Source organism: Actinomadura sp. KC06 (genome assembly GCF_004348735.1).
GTDB lineage: Bacteria > Actinomycetota > Actinomycetes > Streptosporangiales > Streptosporangiaceae > Spirillospora.
This window is the reverse complement of record NZ_SMKT01000172.1, coordinates 1-17,874: the sequence shown is the minus strand read 5'-3', so window position 1 is coordinate 17,874 and position 17,874 is coordinate 1. Positions and strand designations below refer to the sequence as shown.

19 protein-coding genes, 1 tRNA gene and 1 pseudogene are annotated in these 17,874 nt (G+C 69.4%); 11 read left to right on the top strand and 10 right to left on the bottom strand.

Features of this window, described 5'->3' with window-relative positions:
• Positions 1-215 precede the first annotated feature (215 nt).
• The 4 genes from E1287_RS35525 to E1287_RS35510 all read right to left on the bottom strand — a co-directional run bounded on the left by E1287_RS35525 (position 216) and on the right by E1287_RS35510 (position 2,618).
• A complete protein-coding gene (locus E1287_RS35525; RefSeq protein ID WP_243719653.1) occupies positions 216-956 on the bottom strand; it encodes a substrate-binding domain-containing protein in 741 nt (246 codons plus the stop codon).
• Between the two features lie 41 nt (positions 957-997).
• On the bottom strand, positions 998-1,315 hold the full coding sequence (locus E1287_RS35520; RefSeq protein ID WP_131969664.1) for a hypothetical protein: 318 nt from the start codon (positions 1,313-1,315) through the stop codon (positions 998-1,000).
• Positions 1,264-1,722 carry a hypothetical protein gene (locus E1287_RS35515; protein ID WP_131969663.1) on the bottom strand — a complete coding sequence of 153 codons (459 nt, stop codon included), beginning with the start codon at positions 1,720-1,722 and terminating at the stop codon, positions 1,264-1,266. Before E1287_RS35515 ends, E1287_RS35520 begins: the two co-directional genes overlap by 52 nt.
• Before the next feature lie 134 nt (positions 1,723-1,856).
• On the bottom strand, positions 1,857-2,618 hold the full coding sequence (locus E1287_RS35510; RefSeq protein WP_131969662.1) for a hypothetical protein: 762 nt from the start codon (positions 2,616-2,618) through the stop codon (positions 1,857-1,859).
• Between E1287_RS35510 and E1287_RS35505 the strand changes: the two are divergent.
• The 6 genes and pseudogenes from E1287_RS35505 (at position 2,617) to E1287_RS35480 (ending at position 7,505) form a co-directional block, all read left to right on the top strand.
• Positions 2,617-2,927 (top strand): annotated as a pseudogene (locus E1287_RS35505) (PadR family transcriptional regulator). The gene E1287_RS35510 and the pseudogene E1287_RS35505 overlap by 2 nt on opposite strands.
• Before the next feature lie 127 nt (positions 2,928-3,054).
• A complete protein-coding gene (locus E1287_RS35500) occupies positions 3,055-3,279 on the top strand; it encodes an MBL fold metallo-hydrolase (RefSeq protein ID WP_131969661.1) in 225 nt (74 codons plus the stop codon).
• 265 nt (positions 3,280-3,544) lie between these two features.
• Complete coding sequence (locus tag E1287_RS35495) at positions 3,545-4,132, top strand: RNA polymerase sigma factor (RefSeq protein WP_131969660.1); 588 nt, start codon at positions 3,545-3,547, stop codon at positions 4,130-4,132.
• Positions 4,125-5,150 (top strand): CU044_5270 family protein, encoded by a 1,026-nt coding sequence (locus E1287_RS35490; RefSeq protein ID WP_131969659.1) that lies wholly within the window; start codon positions 4,125-4,127, stop codon positions 5,148-5,150. Before E1287_RS35495 ends, E1287_RS35490 begins: the two co-directional genes overlap by 8 nt.
• A 33-nt stretch (positions 5,151-5,183) precedes the next feature.
• On the top strand, positions 5,184-6,266 hold the full coding sequence (locus tag E1287_RS35485) for a hypothetical protein (RefSeq protein WP_131969658.1): 1,083 nt from the start codon (positions 5,184-5,186) through the stop codon (positions 6,264-6,266).
• Positions 6,267-6,899: 633 nt separating this feature from the next.
• A complete protein-coding gene (locus E1287_RS35480) occupies positions 6,900-7,505 on the top strand; it encodes a dihydrofolate reductase family protein (RefSeq protein ID WP_279508090.1) in 606 nt (201 codons plus the stop codon).
• A 405-nt stretch (positions 7,506-7,910) separates the two neighbouring features.
• Here E1287_RS35480 and E1287_RS35475 read toward each other — a convergent pair whose 3' ends face one another.
• Positions 7,911-8,474 carry a hypothetical protein gene (locus E1287_RS35475; RefSeq protein WP_131969656.1) on the bottom strand — a complete coding sequence of 188 codons (564 nt, stop codon included), beginning with the start codon at positions 8,472-8,474 and terminating at the stop codon, positions 7,911-7,913.
• 284 nt (positions 8,475-8,758) lie between these two features.
• Between E1287_RS35475 and E1287_RS35470 the strand changes: the two genes are divergently transcribed.
• Together E1287_RS35470 and E1287_RS35465 are read left to right on the top strand one after the other, a co-directional pair.
• A complete protein-coding gene (locus tag E1287_RS35470) occupies positions 8,759-9,772 on the top strand; it encodes a DNA-processing protein DprA (protein ID WP_131969655.1) in 1,014 nt (337 codons plus the stop codon).
• Between the two features lie 7 nt (positions 9,773-9,779).
• On the top strand, positions 9,780-10,217 hold the full coding sequence (locus E1287_RS35465; protein WP_131969654.1) for a phosphoribosyltransferase: 438 nt from the start codon (positions 9,780-9,782) through the stop codon (positions 10,215-10,217).
• Between the two features lie 132 nt (positions 10,218-10,349).
• Here E1287_RS35465 and E1287_RS35460 read toward each other — a convergent pair.
• The 3 genes from E1287_RS35460 to E1287_RS35450 form a co-directional block, all read right to left on the bottom strand.
• Positions 10,350-10,425 (bottom strand) — tRNA-His (locus tag E1287_RS35460).
• A 55-nt stretch (positions 10,426-10,480) separates the two neighbouring features.
• Positions 10,481-11,080 (bottom strand): oligoribonuclease, encoded by a 600-nt coding sequence (orn, locus tag E1287_RS35455; protein WP_131969653.1) that lies wholly within the window; start codon positions 11,078-11,080, stop codon positions 10,481-10,483.
• Positions 11,081-11,231: 151 nt separating this feature from the next.
• Positions 11,232-11,900, bottom strand: coding sequence for a pyridoxamine 5'-phosphate oxidase family protein (locus E1287_RS35450; RefSeq protein ID WP_131969652.1), 669 nt, complete (start codon positions 11,898-11,900; stop codon positions 11,232-11,234).
• A gap of 74 nt (positions 11,901-11,974) precedes the next feature.
• On the opposite strand from E1287_RS35450, the gene E1287_RS35445 reads away from it, so the two are divergent.
• Positions 11,975-13,351 carry a PLP-dependent aminotransferase family protein gene (locus tag E1287_RS35445; protein WP_243719654.1) on the top strand — a complete coding sequence of 459 codons (1,377 nt, stop codon included), beginning with the start codon at positions 11,975-11,977 and terminating at the stop codon, positions 13,349-13,351.
• A 33-nt stretch (positions 13,352-13,384) separates the two neighbouring features.
• Here the strand turns inward: E1287_RS35445 and E1287_RS35440 are convergent, their stop codons facing one another.
• Positions 13,385-14,080, bottom strand: a complete 696-nt coding sequence (locus E1287_RS35440; RefSeq protein WP_243719650.1) for a hypothetical protein — start codon at positions 14,078-14,080, stop codon at positions 13,385-13,387.
• A gap of 493 nt (positions 14,081-14,573) precedes the next feature.
• Here E1287_RS35440 and E1287_RS35435 point away from each other — a divergent pair, with 493 nt between their 5' ends.
• Entirely contained in the window at positions 14,574-15,686 is a 1,113-nt protein-coding gene (locus E1287_RS35435) for a phosphotransferase family protein (protein WP_131969651.1), read from the top strand.
• Between the two features lie 139 nt (positions 15,687-15,825).
• On the opposite strand, the gene E1287_RS35430 is transcribed toward E1287_RS35435, so the two are convergent.
• A complete protein-coding gene (locus E1287_RS35430; protein ID WP_131969650.1) occupies positions 15,826-17,280 on the bottom strand; it encodes a sigma-70 family RNA polymerase sigma factor in 1,455 nt (484 codons plus the stop codon).
• Between the two features lie 297 nt (positions 17,281-17,577).
• Here E1287_RS35430 and E1287_RS35425 point away from each other — a divergent pair, with 297 nt between their 5' ends.
• A complete protein-coding gene (locus E1287_RS35425) occupies positions 17,578-17,775 on the top strand; it encodes a hypothetical protein (protein ID WP_131969649.1) in 198 nt (65 codons plus the stop codon).
• Positions 17,776-17,874: the final 99 nt, after the last annotated feature.

Below are 17,874 nucleotides of genomic sequence, written 5' to 3'. Positions count from 1 at the left end.
CCGGAACGCTTCGCCGACGGAACCGAAGAGCTGCTCCGCGTCCCCCGCCCGATCCGCCGGTCCGCCGCCCGCACCCGTGCCGAGCAGTACCCCTGGACCACCACGACCACCCAGATGCTCCAAATCCTCAAAGGCCCCTGAGCCTCGGCGACGTTAGGCCGGTCGACATTTGCCTGCCCGCCCGCACTCGTGAACGGAGCGTTTTCGAGGGGCGGTCAGGTGCATTGGCCGGCGAGAGCCGTTCCGGACAGTTCCGAGCAGGCGACGTAGCTGTGGTCGCGCAGCCGTGCGGTCATCGGGTCGCTGGTCAGGAATGCGAGGTATTCGGCGGTCAGGCCGCGCGGCCGTCCCGCGGTGTAGAGGTACTCGGTCGCGACGAAATGGTAGGAGCCGTTCAGCGTCGCCGAGCGGGTGGCGGGCTTGCCATCGATGCTGAGGGTTCTCACGTTCGGGAAATAGGTGAGCGCGTCGGCTTCGGCGTATCCGATGGCGTTCGGGGTGCGGTCGATGTAGGTGAGCAGGTCCATGTTCGTGTTCACCGTGCAGGCCACCGGTGTGCTCTGGGGAGCGGTCGGGCAGGTGGACGAGGCCGGGAAGTCGCTGTTCCGGGTGCCCAGGACGGTCTGCTCGAAGGTCCTTCGGGTGCCCGAGCCGCTGTCGCGGCCGACGACGACGAAACTGCCGTTAGCGGAGGACGGGGCGGCCCGGAACAGGTCGCGGAGCTGCGCGGTGGTCAGATCGGACAGCTTGAGGTTCTTGTTGGCCACGACGGCGAAGATCACCAGCCCCACCGGGCGGACGTTGAGTCCCGGCGTGGCCCCGCTCTCCACACCGTCGGTCATGGCGATCACTCCGGGGTCCGGGTTTCGGCGCAGGTCGTCCAGGCCGGGGCCGCTTCCCACGGCGGAGATCGTGATCGACGCGCCGGTGCAGTCGTTCTCGTAGTCATTGGCCACGTTGTTGGCGATCGGCGCGAAGGCGGTCGAACCCTGGACGGTCAGCGCCCCGATCGCACACTGGGGATCGGGAGTGATGGCCCGGTTGGCCAGATAGATCCCCCGGTGAGACCGAACAGCAGGACGAGGACGGTGCCCGCCGCGATCACCTTGAACCAGTAGCGACGGCTGCGGGGCCTGCGCTGCTGGATCTCACCGCCCCGCACGGTGCCGCCGTCCACGATCTGGTAATTGCGGTCGTTGGACGCGCCGGACTCCGAGGCCGGCTCTTTGAGCAGGACCAGCAGCTTGAAATCCGCCCCCCGGTTCAGCGAGAAGAGCGGCAGTACGATCTTCGACCGGTTGTCCGGGGGTTGCATGTCCTCATCGGGGGTGTCGATGGTCTTTCGCCGCACGTGCTCCGAATCGCGGACCTTGAAATGGACGACTCGCGCCCCGGGAACTGGAAGGACAGCGGCAGGGCGAAGTCGCCCTCGACGATGTCGTCCCGGCCGGCGCTCGCGATGTCCAGGACGACCAGGCTCCCTTTGTCGATCTCCTGTCCCTGGGAGGAGATCTCCCACATGTCGGGGCCGTCGTCCTGGAAGGTCCGGTTGATCGGCTCGTCGTACAGCACGGCCCAACTGATCAGCCGCCGCTTGCGGAACCTGCCGTACACCAGGCCGCAGACGAATGTCACCACTCCGACCGTCAGGCCGGTCAACAGACCCCTGCTGTCGAGCGCCGAATTGAGGTCGGTCAGCACATCGAACCCATCGCTCCGCATGAGCATTCTCCTTGGACGCGGAGGAACCGTCCGCAATGAGACGCTCAACCTAGCGCGAGCCGTTCAACGACGGGCTCGCATATTCCGACGTCACCTCGCTGTTAACCGGCAGGCAAACTACGTACGAGGTCCAATTAACCTTTGCGACATTCCAGCCCGTTGGGGCAGCCCGGAATGGTGCGGTTCAATGGCCGAATCCGGAGTGACGAGGGAAATGACGCTAGTTTCGTGCCGAGCTCATTGGCGCCGGACGGGTGCCGACAGTAGATCGGCGAGCAGCAGCAAGACGCGGCGATCGAGGTCGTCGCGGGCCTCCTGGACCGCCGCGGCGGTGACCGACCCGCAGGCTGCCAGGTCGTTGATCTTCCAGCGTCGCACCTGGCGTCCCTCCACCGCACGGCTCTGGGCGGCGGGTTCGGTGAGGTCGGCGGGTTCGGGACGTCGCCGAGCAGGACGATCACGTCGGCGGCCTGCAGGGCGTCGTCGGTCAGTGGCTTGGGGAACGCCTGACCGAGGTCGACGCCGGTGTCGCTCATCGCCTGCACGGCGGCCGGGTGGACGGCGTCGCCGGGCGCGCGGCCTGCGGAGCCGGCGTGCACCCGGCCGCGGGCGTAGCCGGTCAGCAGGGCCGCCGCCATCGGTGCGGTCGCGGTGTCGTGGCGGTCGACGAACAGGACCTCCAGCGCGGCGTGGGACAGCCGGTTGGCCAGGATGCCCAGCCGGCGCAGCCGGTCGATCGACCAGCGTTCGGCGAGCGGGACCAGATGGTGCTTGATCTTGGCGGTGCGGGCCAGCAGGTCGTAGGACTCGGTGGTGACCGCCTGGCACTCGGCCAGCGGGATGGCCTCGCCGTAGAACTCGAACGCGTGCTGCGCGGCGCGCTCCAGTAGGGACATCCTGCATCACGCCGCCGAGGCCGAGATCCACGGCGCGTGGATGACCCGGGAACTGGCCGGCCACGGCTACCAGATCAGTCCCGGGACGCTGTATCCGACGCTGCATCGGCTGGAGGCCGAGGGCCTGCTCACCTCCCGCCAGCAGGTGGTGGAGGGCCGGGCGCGCGGCGCGTCTACACCGCGACCGAGGCGGGACGCACCGCATTGGCCGAAGACCGCAGGGCGCTGGCTGAACTCGCCGAGAGGTTCTCGGCTACGACCTGTCCTAGTGGTGCCCGCCCGAATCTTGACCCTCGACGATCCTCGTGAGCCGCAAGGTGCCCGCACGTGAGCCCTTGAGCCGGTGGATGCGCGTTGCCTATCGCTTGGTGATTGCGGGGAGCAGTCCGTCTCTCTTGACTTGAACGCGCGTTCCCGGGCGGTTGAGGAGATGCGGATGCGACTCTCGGTGGTCGGGGCCCGGGCCGGCATGCCGGCGCCAGGACAGCCGAGTTCCGGCTACGTCCTGCAGACCGGCCGAGCCAGCCTGCTGCTTGACTGCGGCCCCGGGGTGGCGGGCGAGCTGCCCGCAGTGGTGCCGCCCGCCGCGCTGGACGCCGTGCTCATCACGCACCTCCATCTCGACCTCGATTGGACAGGGCTCACCACGCCCGAGTCATGACTAGACGTTCGTGATCGAAATTGGCCGCTCGGAAGTCGTCAGGGTCTTGACTTACTGCTCGTCGGTTGAGGCGAGACTCACTGCTCGCCGCGAGCGGGCTTGGGGGCCTGGGGTGGCGGGCCCACCGTTTCCACTTGTCGCGGAAGTCCGCTGGGAGGCGTCGCGAGCGTGAAGGCGAAATGCGGCTTGTGGCGAGACATAGGTGACCTGTTTTCCGGCGGAAGGTGTCCCTCATGATCAGGGTTGTCCGGTCGTGGTGTCCGGGATGACGGCGGAGTCCGCGACCGGGCCGCGTCAGGATTCGGAACTGATCGCCGAGTCGTTGAGCCGGCCCGAGGTCTTCGGTGAGCTGTTCGATCGCTACTTCAAGGTGCTCAGCCGGTACGCGGTAAGGCGGCTGGGTGTCGAGGCGGCCGAAGACGTCGTGGGCGAGACGTTCCTCGTCGCGTTCTCGCGGCGGCAGCACTACGACCTGAGCTACGACGATGCCCGGCCTTGGTTGTTCGGCATCGTCACGAAATTGATCGCGCGGCACCGGCGGACCGAGGCCGCGCGGTACCGGGCGCTGGAGCGTAGTCCCGCCGAGCGTGACGTTGCGGGCCCGGCCGATCGGGTGGCCGCAGAGGTGACGGCCAAGGCGGCGGGTTCGTTGCTGGCGCGCGCACTGGGCGAACTCGCCCGGCGTGACCGGGACGTCCTGCTGCTGGTCGCCTGGGGCGATCTCACCTATGCCGAGGTCGCCCAGGCCCTGGATATTTCGGTGGGCACCGTGGGGTCCCGCCTTAACCGGGCTCGCCGCCGCGTGCGCGAGTTTCTCGGTGACCTCGAGTTGGTGGAGGAACGACATGGATGAGCTGAAGATGCTTCGAGACTTCGGTGACCGGCTCGATCACGGGCCCGAGGCGAGGTCGGCGCGGCAGCGGCGACGGTTGCGTGAGGTGATCGAACAGGAGGCGCTGGCACGCCGTCGATTCGGCCGCCGGCGGGTCATGATCGCCGGGGGTGCGACCGCGGCACTCGCCGCCGGGGCGGCCGTGGTGCTCGTCATGACGCCCACGTCCGAGATCGGCGGCAACCCGCCACCGGCCCAGGCCGAGGCCGTCGAAGTGCTCGACCACGCGGCCGCGGCAACGCCGGCGCAGCCACCGCCGCGCGGGGATCAGTACGTGTTCCTGGAGACGCGGGAAGTCCAGCAGGTGACATCCGTCTCCGGCGGAAAGGTGACGAACCGGTTCCCTCGCTCGCATACCCGTACCTGGCTGTCGGTGGACGGCACGCGCGACGGTTTGTCCCGGTCGGTCATCGGCAGAGGCACGGCGCTTGAGGCCTGGACACGAGCGGACTGCAGGGCGACGAAACCTCGGGACACCGTGGTTCACGACCCGTGGATCGCGCGTCCGCCTTCGCCGGCCCGGACGTTCACGCAGGACTGCCCACCGCGCCCGGCTTACCGTGCGACTCTGCCGACAGACCCCGGACACATGCGCGAATACCTCTACCGCAACAGCCACGGCAACAACCCACCCGACGTGCAAGCGTTCATCACGGTCGGCGACCTGCTGCGCACCTCGATGCTGCCGTCCAAGGCGCGCGCGGCGATGTTCAAGGCCGCGACGCGGATACCGGGCATCGCATTCGTACCGCACGCGAGGGATGCCGCCGGGCGGCCGGGTGTGGCCGCCGCCCTCACCCACGACGGCATCCGCAACGAGCTGATCTTCGACCCGCGAACCTTCGCCTTCCTCGGCGAACGGCAAGTCCTCGTCGCGCCCAACGACAAGACAAGCCTGGGCCTGAAACCCGGAACGGTACTGGAATCGACCGCCGTGCTGCGGACCGCGATTACCGACCGCCCAGGCCAGCGGCCCTGACCAGACGTCGCGTTCACCAACTCAGGAGGACACGTGCATCACTCTCGATCGCTAAGCCTCGCCGGCCTCACGGCGATGGCGGTGAGCGTACTCGCGGTGCCGCTCAAGGCGTCCGCGGGCCCGCCGCCGGAGTGGGAGATCTTTCGGCCTACCGGGAAGCAGGAGCAGGCGTCTTTGACCCGCGTCGCCGCACCCGGGCGCAACGATGCCTGGGCAATGGGATCCACGGCGTTTCATTGGAACGGCCGGGCATGGCGGCAGGTGCGGGTGCCGCACGTCGGGGGCGTCAACGACGTCAGTGCCGCTTCGGCGAAGGACGTGTGGGCGGCCGGTGATAAGGCGACCCTGCATTGGTCCGGCCGTCGCTGGACGAAGTACGCCTACGTCGATCCGAGAGGTTCCACCGGCGGGCAGTTTCCTTCCGCCATTTCCGTCAAAGCCATCGGCCCCCGGGACGCCTGGCTGGCCGGCAACGTGCAAAAAGACGCAGGCGGCGTCAACCCGTGGCAAGGATTCGTCCAGCGGTGGAACGGAAAGAAGTGGCAGCTACTTCACATTCCCGAACTGGGCGCCGGGTCGCTCACCACCGTCGGAGCCAGCGCTCGGCACGATGTGTGGATCGCCGGAGACGACGCGGTGGACGACCTTACCCAGGCGATCATCCTTCGCTGGAACGGTCGCACCTGGAAACGGTGGATCGTCGCGCCGAGAAACCCTGGATGGGAGACATCGCTGCAAAAGGTGCTGGCGCTGAGCCGATCCGATGTCTGGGCTGTCGGGTACACCTGGGCCCACGGCACCGGCCCCGGCGGCCGTCGGCCGATGGCCATGCACTGGAACGGCCACGGCTGGGCTCATACACCCGTGCCCGACGAAGGAGCCCAGCTCACCGACGTGGCCAAGGCGGGCGGACACCTGTGGGCGTCCGGTTACACGACCGGCGGCACGCCGTACGCGCTGCACTGGACCGGACGCCAGTGGACCAAAGCGCCGGTACCGCGAATCGCCCAAGGTAGCTTCTACGGATTGGCGGGCATTCCAGGCGGCGGTTTGTGGGCCGTCGGCTCCAGATATGTAGGAAATGACGCCTACCCCTTGATCGCACGCCATCGCTGAACAACGTTTCGTGATCGAGGAGATTCACGCAACGGCCGCACCGTCGAGTGAGGCAATTCCAACCTGAGTCCGCAGGTCACAGGCTGGTTGTGACTTGCGTGGCGTGGTTCTCCCGCGCCATCGTCGGCTGGGCGGCGACCACCGAGCAGACCCGGCTGGTGCTGGACGCCGTCGACATGGCGCTGCGGCGACGCGACCGCTACGATCGCCGCCGCATGACGTGCAGTGGTGGCCGGTCTTGGATCCGTGCGCTGATCCATCACCATGACGGCGTTGCGAACGGTTCTCGGCGAAGGCTCCAAAGCCAGTCGGGTTAGCGTTATGCGAAGGCGTCACACCGTGGCGGCTCCTGAACGCGAACGGCTACGGCGAACGCTGCGCAGGTCAGGGCCGCCAGCGCTGATCAGGGGACGGGAAGCAGGCATTTGGCTGTCGCGGCGACCGCCGGCGACCCGTGCGCACCGGCTGGGATGATGTCGGAATGTTAGGGGATCTCGTGTATCGCGGGCGTATCGAAAAACGCATATGCTGCCGCAACGATGCTCCGACTTGGGTGGGGGCGTGGACCACAGCGGTTCATGTCGAGGACAGGGTGCCTCGGCCTCAGAAGGTGATCGAAAAGAGGAGCGCGTCGTGTCGTTTGGACCACAGCGCACTGTCATAGCCGACGCTGTCGTGTCGATCGATGGGTACAGCAGCACCGGACCCGATGACGACATGAGCTGGGCGATGGAGCACATCTCCAGTCCACAGAGCGAGGTCTTCTATGAGGGGATCTGGCGTGGTGCGAGTACGGCGGTCGTGGGCCGGACCAATTGGGAGGGCTTCACTTCCGTGTGGCCTGGGCTGACCGAGGACCCGAGCAGCTCGACCCGAACTCGTGATCTGGGCAACTGGCTCGCCACCGTCGAGAAGGTCGTCTTCTCCACGACGCTGCAGCAGGCAGACCTGGAGACCACGCAATGGACCAACGCCCGGGTAGCCCGGGACCCAGAGGCAGAGGTCCGGTCACTCAAGACCGCCCCGGGCCGCGACATTCTCGTCTTGAACAGCGCCAGCATCATCCAGACGCTCCTCAAGGCAGACCTGGTCGACGAGCTCTACCTGACGGTGGTTCCTGCGACTCTGGGCGGCGGCGTGCGCCTCCTCCCCACCGACCACGCATCAACCTGGCAACTTGCCGGAACCACGACCATCCCCACCACGGGCGCGGTCACGCTGCACTACCGCCGCCCCTGAACACCGCAAGCCACAACACTCAGTTCATTTGGGTTCTGGGGACTTCGGGATGGCCGGGAGGCCGAGGTCGACAGTTGGTCGGTTGGCTCGTCAAGATTCTGGAACAAGGTCAGAGCCTGGCTAAAGTGCACGATCGCCTCGTCGAGACGGCGCAGCCATAAGCAGGCCCGGCCAAGGCTACGTTGGGTCTGCGCTTGTCCGAGCCGATCGGCATCACGCTGGGTCGCGGTCAGGGCGGCGTGGCAGGCGGCAAACCACTCGCGTGAGCGCCCACGCCTTTCGAGATACTCCGCGATACTCCACACAAGCCGCCAGGTGTGGCCACTGGAGGAAGCGGTGGACCGGTGGAGGACTGCCAGTACGGCTGAGTATTCCGTCTCGAACCAGGCCCATGCTCGTTCGTAATCAGGGAAGGTCTCGCGTTCCCCGGGTCGGATGGGCCGAGGGCAGCGAGATGTCTCCCCGGCGGGGGTGCAGGTGGAGCGCCGCACCGTACGCGGAGTGCAGATAGTGATCGAGGAGACGCCGTGATGCGGAGCGCCGGTCCGAGTCAGGGTCATGGATCGGACGTACCAGATGCGTGCGGATCCCTGCCAGGGCCGCTGCTGCGGGGACGCCGATGTCCGGCCCGGGATGTAGGGCCAGGAGCCGGAACAGCCGCGCGACCTGGGACGGTAGGCGCCGGTATGACCAGGAGAAGACGGAGCGGGCGTTGGCCGTCGCTTCACCACCGTCCAATGTGTCCCATCGCGACTCCACGTCGCGCAACTCCTCCGCGAGTGCGGCCAGCGGGAAAGGCGGGCACGTCGTGGCACGAGCGGCCACGATGCTCAGTGCCAGTGGCAACTGCGCGCACAAGGTGATGAGTTCTTTGGTTGCCTGCGGTTCTGCGGCCGTCCGGGCTTGGCCGATGCGCCGGGCCAACAGGCGGCGGGCGTCGGCGGCGGGGCCCTCGATGCCTGTCTCCAAGACCGTAGCGCCGCTCCTAACGGGAGTCGCCCGCTGAGCGCAGAAGGGCCAAATCTGTGAGTACCCATGGCTCAACCAGCCCAGGTGGTTACGCGTCGCAAACGACTCAGCCGACTTGGCCAACTTGCCGCTGTAGGAGCGGCGAGCGCCCTACGGTGACTTCACGTACCCCGCTCGCTGTGGTGGGGGAGGGGCCAGCACCACGGCACCCGGGGGTACTAGCGTGCTCCCTGCACAGGACGTATGTTCATGTCGAAAGCGCGTTCGAATGGGGGGTGACGGCAATGTCGCTGGCCGAGCAGGCCGCTGTCCTTGCACTGGTCAAGGCGTCTGCGCGCGACTGGCACCGCACCGCCAACCTGATCGCCGAGTGCGGCAGCGCTGAGCGAATCATCGACGGCGAGACTGGCCTGGTCTCTCGCGATCAACAGGACGTGGTGGACGAGATACGAGCGCGGCTGGAGCCGGGTGATGTCGAGCGAGCGCGTCAGCTGATCGACCGGGTGACGGCCGGTGGAGTGCGGCTCGTCACCGTGCTGGACGTTGCCTATCCCGTCAATCTCCAGATGATCTACAACCGCCCGCCCTTCATCTGGGTCCGTGGCCATCTGGATCCGCGTGACCTCAAGGCCGTTGCCGTCGTTGGTACCCGCCAGGCGAGCAAGGAGGGGCGCGAGAACGCCGCGGCATTGGCCAGTGGGCTGGCTGAGGCTGGCGTCTGCGTTGTATCCGGGCTCGCCCGAGGCATCGACACTGCGGCGCACACTGCAACCCTGGACGCCGGTGGCCGGACCGTCGCGGTCATCTGTACCGGCATCCTCTCTCCCACCTACCCCACAGAGAACGCGGACCTGGCCCGCCGGATCGTAAGCGGGGGTGGTGCCGTCGTATCTCAGTTCTGGCCGGAGGCTCCACCCCGCCGCACGAACTTCCCGCTGCGGAACGTGGTGATGAGTGGGTTGGCTGCCGGAACCATCGTGGTCGAAGCCTCAGCGACCAGTGGCGCGAAAATGCAGGCCCGCATCGCACTCGAACACGGCAAACGGCTGTTCCTACCGGAACGACTCCTCGAAGATCAGGAGTGGGCGCAGCGCTACGCCAACCGTCCAGGTGTGACTGTTGTACGGGCCCTTGACGATGTCCTGGAGGCCGTAGTCAAGGCCCATCACGCTCTACGAGAAAGACACCCAGATACACCACGTCCTGAAGGGGTACAAGCGCGGTCTGTCGCCTCTGGCCGCAGACAGGTTCTCCACCCAGATCGCCGCGACGCTTTCGCGGTTCGTCGCCAACCATGAATCGTGCTTGACCTCGCTCGTCGGCGGCATGTTCACCCTCGCTACAACGGTGCCAAGCACGCGTCAAGAGGCTCAGCCTGGCGTGCACCCGTTCGTCGACGTGGTTGGCAAGATACGACGGCTTGTGACCTGCTACCGCCCTGTACTGGAACGGGGACCCGGGGCAGCCGCCCACAACCTGGCGAGCGATGGGGCATTCAGGGCCAACGAGCGGATTGACGGCGCACGGGTGCTGCTGTTGGACGACACGTTCACGACCGGTGCTCGGCTCCAGAGCGCTGCATCTGTACTTACTGCGGCCGGCGCGGCAAGCGTGATCGCCGTGGTGATCGGCCGGGTGATCGACTCGACCTGGAACGAGAACTGCTCCCGGATCTGGGAGCAGGCCACCGCCACGGAGTTCGACTTTGGGCGCTGCTCCCTGTGTGCTGGCCGCACGTCCTGAAGCCGACAGCAACGGTGCAAAAGGAACAAGATCACTCCCAGATTGCTCCCGGAATCGGACATCCGAGAGCGGGAGCCTGACGCATGACACAGAGAAACCCTGGTCATCCTTGCGGTGACCAGGGCTTTCGTCTGGGGTGAGTGAGGGGACTTGAACCCCCGACATCTTGGACCACAACCAAGTGCTCTGCCAGCTGAGCTACACCCACCGTGGCCGGGATCGGTGCCCGGCTCCCAGTAGTGTAGCGGCTCCGGGCGGGTGGGTCAGCCTGAGGCGACCCTGGCGGCGACGGCGCGGGCGGTTTCGGAGTCGGGGCCCGGTTGGGGGACGAAGACGGCGGCGCGGTAGTAGCGCAGTTCCTGGATGCTCTCGGTGATGTCGGCGAGGGCCCGGTGGCCGCCCTTCTTCTCGGGGCTGGCGAAGTAGACGCGGGGGTACCAGCGGCGGGCGAGCTCCTTGATGGACGACACGTCCACCATGCGGTAGTGGAGGTGGGCGTCGAGGGCCGGCATGTCGCGGGCGAGGAACGAGCGGTCGGTGGCGATGGAGTTGCCGCAGAGGGGGGCCTTGTTGGCCTCTTTGACGTGGGACCGGACGTACTTGAGGACGGTGTCCTCGGCCTCGGCGAGGGTGACTCCGGACGGCAGGGCTTCGAGCAGGCCGGACGTGGTGTGCATGTCCCGGACGACCTGCGTCATCTGGGCGAGCGCCTCGGGCGGGGGCTTGATCACCACGTCGACGCCCTCGTCGAGGATGTTGAGTTCGCTGTCGGTGACCAGTGCGGCTATCTCGATGAGCGCGTCGTCGCGCAGGTCGAGGCCCGTCATCTCGCAATCGACCCAGACTAGCCTTGTGTCCGTCATGTGCCCTCTCACCTGCGGAGATCCTCTGGAACCCCGAGGAAATTCCAGCGGATTCCAAGCCCGTCGCAGCAATGCCGCGTCATCCGTCGCGGCACGGCCGACTCCACCATCAGGCCAGGTTACGCCAGGTCGAGGGAACTTCTTCCACCGATCAGGGGCCGATAGCGGAATCCCCATTGGCGCGGTGGGCTATGTGGCCGGGGACGGGGATGCCCGGGCGCAGGACCGGGTCGGGGGACGGTTCGCCGAACGTCTGGTGCACGGGGACGACGCCCGCCCATACGTCGAGCGCGTAGTCCTCGTCGTCGTCGCTGGGGCCGCCCTGGCGGATTTTGACGGACGCCTCGTCCAGGGAGAGGGCGAGTACGGAGACGGCGGCCATTTCCTTGCGGGTGGGCTGGCGTGCCACGTCCCATTGGCCGGGGCTGAGGTTCTCGGTGATGGCGCGGAGGCCGGCCAGTTTCTCGTCCGGGTCGTCGACGAGGCGGGGGGTGCCGAAGATGACGGCGCTTCGGTAGTTCATGGAGTGGTGGAAAAGGGACCGGGCGATGACGATTCCGTCGAGGTGGGTGACGGTGACGCAGACGTCCTGGGTCGGCCCGGCCCGGAGGCTGCTCGCCCCGGTGGAGCCGTGGAGGTAGAGGGTGTCGTCCAGGCGGCCGTAGCCGGTGGGGATGACGCGCGGCGAGCCGTCCACGATGAGGCCGAGGTGGCAGATCATGCCGTCGTCGAGGACGCGGTAGAGGTCGGAGCGGTCGCGGGCGGCGCGTTCCGGGAGCCTGCCGATGCGGGTGCGGGCGGTCGGTGAGAGTGGCGTCATGGAGGTTACGCTAGGAAGAGAGTGGCCTGGTCGGTAGGGCCACTTGAAGCGGATAGCGGGAGACCACTTTGTCGATCGACCTGCCCCTCGCCGTCGACCGGGACGGGGACGAGCCGATGAGCGCCCAGCTGGTCGGCCAGTTGCGCGCGGCGATGGGGGAGGGGCGGCTGGCCGCGGGCGAGCGCCTGCCCGCCAGCCGGGCGCTGGCCGGACTGCTTGGGGTGAGCCGGACGGTGGTGACGGAGGCGTACGAGCAGCTGTACGCGGAGGGCTGGCTGGAGGGCCGCCATGGGTCGGGGACCTATGTGACCGACGGCGTCGCCGCTCCGCGCCCTCCGAAGCCGCAGCCGCCGACGACGAGATCGGTTTTCCGGACGGCCGCCCCGCACGAGATCGACCTGCGGCCGGGGTTGGCGTGGGTCGGGGCGCTCGATACTCCCGCGTGGCGGCGCGCCTGGCGGCTGGCGTCCGGCATGCCGCTCCAGCAACGGCAGGACCCGCACGGCCTGCCGGGCCTGCGCGTCGCACTGGCCGACTACACCAGGCGCAGCCGCGGCGTGGCGTGTCCCGTGGACGGGCTGCTGGTGACGAGGGGCGCGACGAACGGGCTCGATCTGCTGGCCGCGACCGTCCTGCGTCCCGGCGACCGGGTCGGGGTGGAGGAGCCCGGCTACCGGCGCGCCCGCGCGGTCCTGGCGGGACGCGGCGCCGAGCTGGTGCCGTGCCCGGTCGACGAGCACGGCCTCATCGTCGACGGCCTTCCCGATGATCTGCGCCTCGTCTACACGACGCCGTCGCACCAGTTCCCGATGGGCGGCGTGCTGCCCGTCCCGCGCCGCCAGGCCCTGCTCGCGTGGGCGAGGCGCACGGGGGCGCTCGTCGCGGAGGACGACTACGACGGCGAGTTCCGCTACGACGTCGCGCCGCTGCCCGCGCTCTACGGGCTCGACCCCGGCGTCGTCGTCTACCTCGGCACGACGGCCAAGATCCTCACCGCGGACATGGGGGTCGGCTGGCTGGTGGGCCGCCCGGAGCTGGTCGGGGAGATCGCGCTGCGCCGCGAGGAGCTGAACGACCGGACGGCCGTCGTCCCGCAGGACGCGCTCCGGCTCCTGCTCGAACGCGGCGACCTGGACCGCCACGTCCGGCGGATGCGCGGGGAGTACGCGCGGCGGCGGGACGCGGTCGTCCGGGCGCTGGACGGGCTGCCCCTGCGCGGCGACACCGCCGGGCTGCACCTCGTCGTGGACGTCCCGGCGCCCCTGGCCGGACGGGTCGTCCGCGAGGCGGCGGCACGGGGCGTCCTCGTGGAAACGCTGGAACGCCATCACCACACGGGTTCGCGGCGGGCGTCCGGGCTGGTCATCGGATACGGCTCGGCGGCGGGGCTGGCCGAGCTCCGCAAGGGCTGCGAGGTCGTCCACGAACTGGTGGAAACCGGGGCGAGCTGAGGGGCGAGGGACCGGGGCGGAGCGGCGCGGCCGTCAGTTGGACATGGCGGACTGGGCGACCGGTACCGGCTCGGAGGCCGGGGGCAGCCGTCCGGGAGGCTGTGGATCGTTCTGCGGCGGGCGGACGGGCTCGGACGGGCGCGGGCTCCGGGGCATGAGCCGGGGCGCGGGCGCGGCCTCCGGGATCGGCGCGCGTGGCCTCGGGATGGGGGCGACCGGGGTGTCCGGTCCGGTGATGCGGCGGATGTCGATGCCGCCCGGGTCGGGACGGTCGACGAGCGGGACCTGGGACGCCCCGTAGTGCCCGCCGCGCGCCCAGTCCTTGCGGCCGCGGTGCGCGTGGTACGACTGCGGCGACGGCAGCGGGGGGCCGGCGGGCCAGCGGCGCGCGACGCCCCACGCGTCCAGCCATTGGACGATCGCGTCGAGGCCGGTGAGCAGCGCCCCGGTGAACGGCGCCCGGGACTGGGCGACCACCATGATCTGCAGGCAGACGCGCCCCTCGCGGCCGACCCGCCCGCCGAGCAGCCGCGCGGCGCGGGTGGCGGGCAGGAGCTGGACGATCTCGCCGGTGCCGGGATGCCAGACCAGGTGCGACGGCCGATCCTCCTTGATCAGGTCGGCGGCCACCGAGCGGGCGGAGACGGTGCGCGGATCGTGCTCGCCGGCGCACCAGACGACCCGGGGTGCGCCTCCTCGCAAAGCTCCGCCGTCCTGTCGCGCCGGCATGCGGCCGGCTCCCGGCAGCCATGCGTCTGCCACGGTGCGTCCCCCCCAATCGGGCGGTCTAGTCCCGAATGGTCTAGTCCTTGACGTATGCCCGGCGGGACATTCGTAGTCCAGCCCGCCGCCATGGGCCGGATATGACGGCTATTGACCTCCGCGCCGGGTAGTGCCCACTCTGCTCGGGTGTCGTCGCAGATGCGTACCCCGCGTGTCCGTCGAATCCACCTGGCGTCCCTTTTTTCCTGTGAGAGTCTCGCGGAATCGCCCGGCCGATTGTGGCCGCCGCCATGTTCGTGCAGGTCAGAGCGAACTCTGGAGGCCAGGTGAAGCCTTCCTGGAAGTCGGCCGGAAGTGGCCGGAGGATTACGGACCGCAGGGAAGGGACCGGCGGGCGGGCCGGGGAGGGCCCAGGGGAAGCCGGGAGCAGACCAGGACGGCCCGGGACGGGCCGGGGCGGGTTCACAGCTCGGACCGAGCCGCGTTCTAATAGGTCGTCATGAGCGTTGACGCAGAGCAGCCGGCAGGGTCCCCGTCCGAGGTCCCCGGGATCGACCTCCCCGGCCTCGCGGGCTGGCTGGCCCGCCAACTGCCCGGATCGGGACGCATCGCCGCGATCGAGCTGATCGCGGGCGGGCGCTCCAACCTCACCTACGCGATCACCCTGGACGGCGGCCGCCGCGTCGTCCTGCGCAGGCCGCCGCTCGGGCACGTCCAGCCGACCGCCCACGACATGGGACGCGAATACCGGGTGCTGACCGCGCTCGGCGGCGGGACGGCGGTGCCGGTGCCCAGAACTCTGGCGTTCTGCGACGACGAGGACGTCATCGGCGCGCGCTTCTACCTCATGGACCACGTCGAGGGCCGCGTCCTGCGCAGCCGCGAGGACGCCGAAGACATCGCTCCCGAGCAGGCGCGCGGCCTCAGCGAGGCGCTCGCGGAGGCGCTCGCGGCGATCCACACCGTCGACGTGGACGCCGCCGGCCTGGCGGACTTCGGGCGTCCGAGCGGCTACATGGAGCGCCAGCTCGCCCGCTGGAGGAGGCAGTGGGACGGCTCGCAGGAGGCCATCCGCGCCACCGGCGCCGTCCGCGACCTGCCCGAATACGACCGGCTCGGCACGAGGCTCGCCGAGCGGATGCCGCCGGACTCCGCGGGGCGTGCGGGTGGACGGGCGCGGCTCGTCCACGGCGACTTCCGGCTCGACAACGCCCTCGTCCGGTTGGAGCCGCGTCCCGTGATCGCGGCCGTGGTCGACTGGGAGATGTCGACGCTCGGCGACCCGCTGTCCGACCTCGGGCTGACGCTCGTCTACTGGGCGGAGGCGGCCGACGCCGACGAGCTCCCGGTCGGCGCCAAGATCACCGCGGCGCCGGGTTTCTTCACCCGCCGCGAGTTCATCGACCGGTACGCGGCGCTGACCGGGTTCGACCTCGCCGACCTCGACTTCTACGTAGCGTTCGCGTGCTTCAAGCTCGCCGTCATCCTGGAGGGCATCCACGCCCGCTACCTGCAGAAGGCGACCGTGGGCGAGGGATTCGACCAGATCGGCGAGGGCGTCCCGGTGCTGCTGCGCCGGGCGCACCGCACTCTCGACACCGGCTCACTCTGACCAGACCGGCAGGAATAGCGTCCGACCGGCCAAAACGCCGCTTGGCGCGCACCCGCACTCCCAAACGGATGCGCGCCCGCGGCGTTCCTGAAACGTCCTCAGCAGTACGAGACCGAGGCGGCCCCGGCCTCTTGGCGGCTCAGCAGATGTAGGACACCGACGCGGAAGCGCCGGACGAGAACGACACGGACCCGCTCTGGCCGCCCAGGCAGATGGTCGGTTCATCGCGCGACACTCGCACGCCTCCGCTCTGCCCCGCGCTGAGGTGCCCGGAACCGCCCGCCTGGACCGGACCGGACGTACCGGTCACGCGCCAGTTCACCGGGCCGCCGACCGCGGTGATCGTGATGACGCAGGAGCTGCTCCTGCCCATGCTGCACCCCGACTCCACCCGGAGGCTGCCCGGCTTCGGGGGCCTGGGGTCGTCGGTCTCCGAGGGAGGCGCCTTGGTGGTCGGCGTCTTCGAGGGCGTCTTGGACGGGGATTTCGACGGCGACTTGCTGGGGGACGCCGACGAATCCGTCGGCGACGGTCCGGTCGGCGACGCCGGATCGGTGCCCGTGCTGGACCCGCCGCCCGGCACCGCCGGGTTGTTCGCCGACGCGTTCGACCCGTCGCCGCCGCCGAGCCACGACATCGCCCCGACGAACAGCACCACGGCCCCGATGGCCACGGCGACCGCGGCGATGAGGGGAGCACGGCGGCGCGGGGCCCGGTCGCGGGCGCGGGCGGGCGACGGCTCGTAGGGGAGCGGCCAGCCGTACTCGTCGAACGGCTCCGTCCACGCGGCGATGGCGCGGCGGTTCCCGGCGCGGTCCTCGGCGGTGGCGGCGGTCAGCACGTCCAGCCGCAGCTCGGCGGGGATCGCCGCGATCGGCAGGACGGACAGCAGCCGGTCGGTCGGCAGCGGCGGCGTCTCGCGCTCGCCGCACACCGGGCAGCTCGCCACATGCCGGACGAGCGACGCCGACGTCTGCGGGGACAGCGGCCACGACTCCGTCAGCGCCGAGACGCTGGGGCAGTCCTTCCAGTGGTTCTGCGCGATGAGGGACGCGTGCAGCGCGCTCGCGAGGTCCTCGCGGGACTTCTCGACCAGCGCGAGCGTCTCCTCCAGCGGCATGCCGAAGATGCCGGACAGGTCGACCTCGTCCAGCTCGTGCCGGACCGACAGGTCGATCGCCTCGCGCTGCCGCCCGTTGAGCGCGGCCAGCGCGCTGTGCGCGAGCAGCCTGCGCTCCTCGCGCCGGGCGAGCTGCTCGTCGGTCAGGTCGTCGTCGGCCTCCGGCGCCTCCTGCCCGGTGTGCCGGTTCGGGCTGTCGCGACGGCGCATGCACTCCTTGCGGGCGATCGAGTACAGCCAGCCGCGCAGCCGGTCCGGCTCGGTGAGCCGGTCGATGTGCTCGCGGGCGGCGATGACGACGTTGCGCAGCGCGCCCGCCGCCTCGACACGGTCGCGGAGCAGCCCGTGGCAGTAGTCGTAAAGGAACGGCGCGTAGGTGTCGTAGACCTCGGTCAGCGCGATGACGTCCCCGGCTCGCAGCGAGTTCGCGAGCCTGAGGTCGTCGTCCCGCCCGGGCCCTGGCTCACCGGCCACGGGAACCCTCCCAGTCGAATTCGGTGTTCTTGATCGTGCCCCCGTGAGCGGCGACGCCCGCCGGCCCGCTCTTGGTTGCCTGATCTTGCCACCAAGTTGCTGAGATTTCTCCCCTATGAACGGATTTCAGTGACGGCAGCGGTACGCGCCGTGGCCGTCTCGCCTAGTGAGCAAGGCACTCCGGTCCCAAAATGTGACTTAGGTCACGTTTAATTACGGCCGCCTCCGCCGCCTCCGCCGTCCCCTGTGCCCGGGCACTGCCATGAGACGGATCGCGTCTGGCCGCCGGGGGAGAAGGTGACGGTCGCGGTGCCCGAGCCGGGCTCGTCGCCACACGAGAGGGTGACGACCGCATTGCGCGTCTGGCCGCTGGGAACCGTGCCGCCTCCGCCGCCGCTGAGCGGAGATCCGGCGGACGCCGACCACCTGACCGTCCCGCCGGACGCGCTGACCGGGATACTGCAGCTCTCGCCGGGGCCGAGGACGCCGCACTGAGGGCCGCCTACCAGCAGCTGTCCGTTTCGGGGCCTGGTGCGGGTTGGCGTGGGGGTGGGTGTGCGGCGCGTGCGCGTCGGTGTCGGGGTGGCGCTGGTG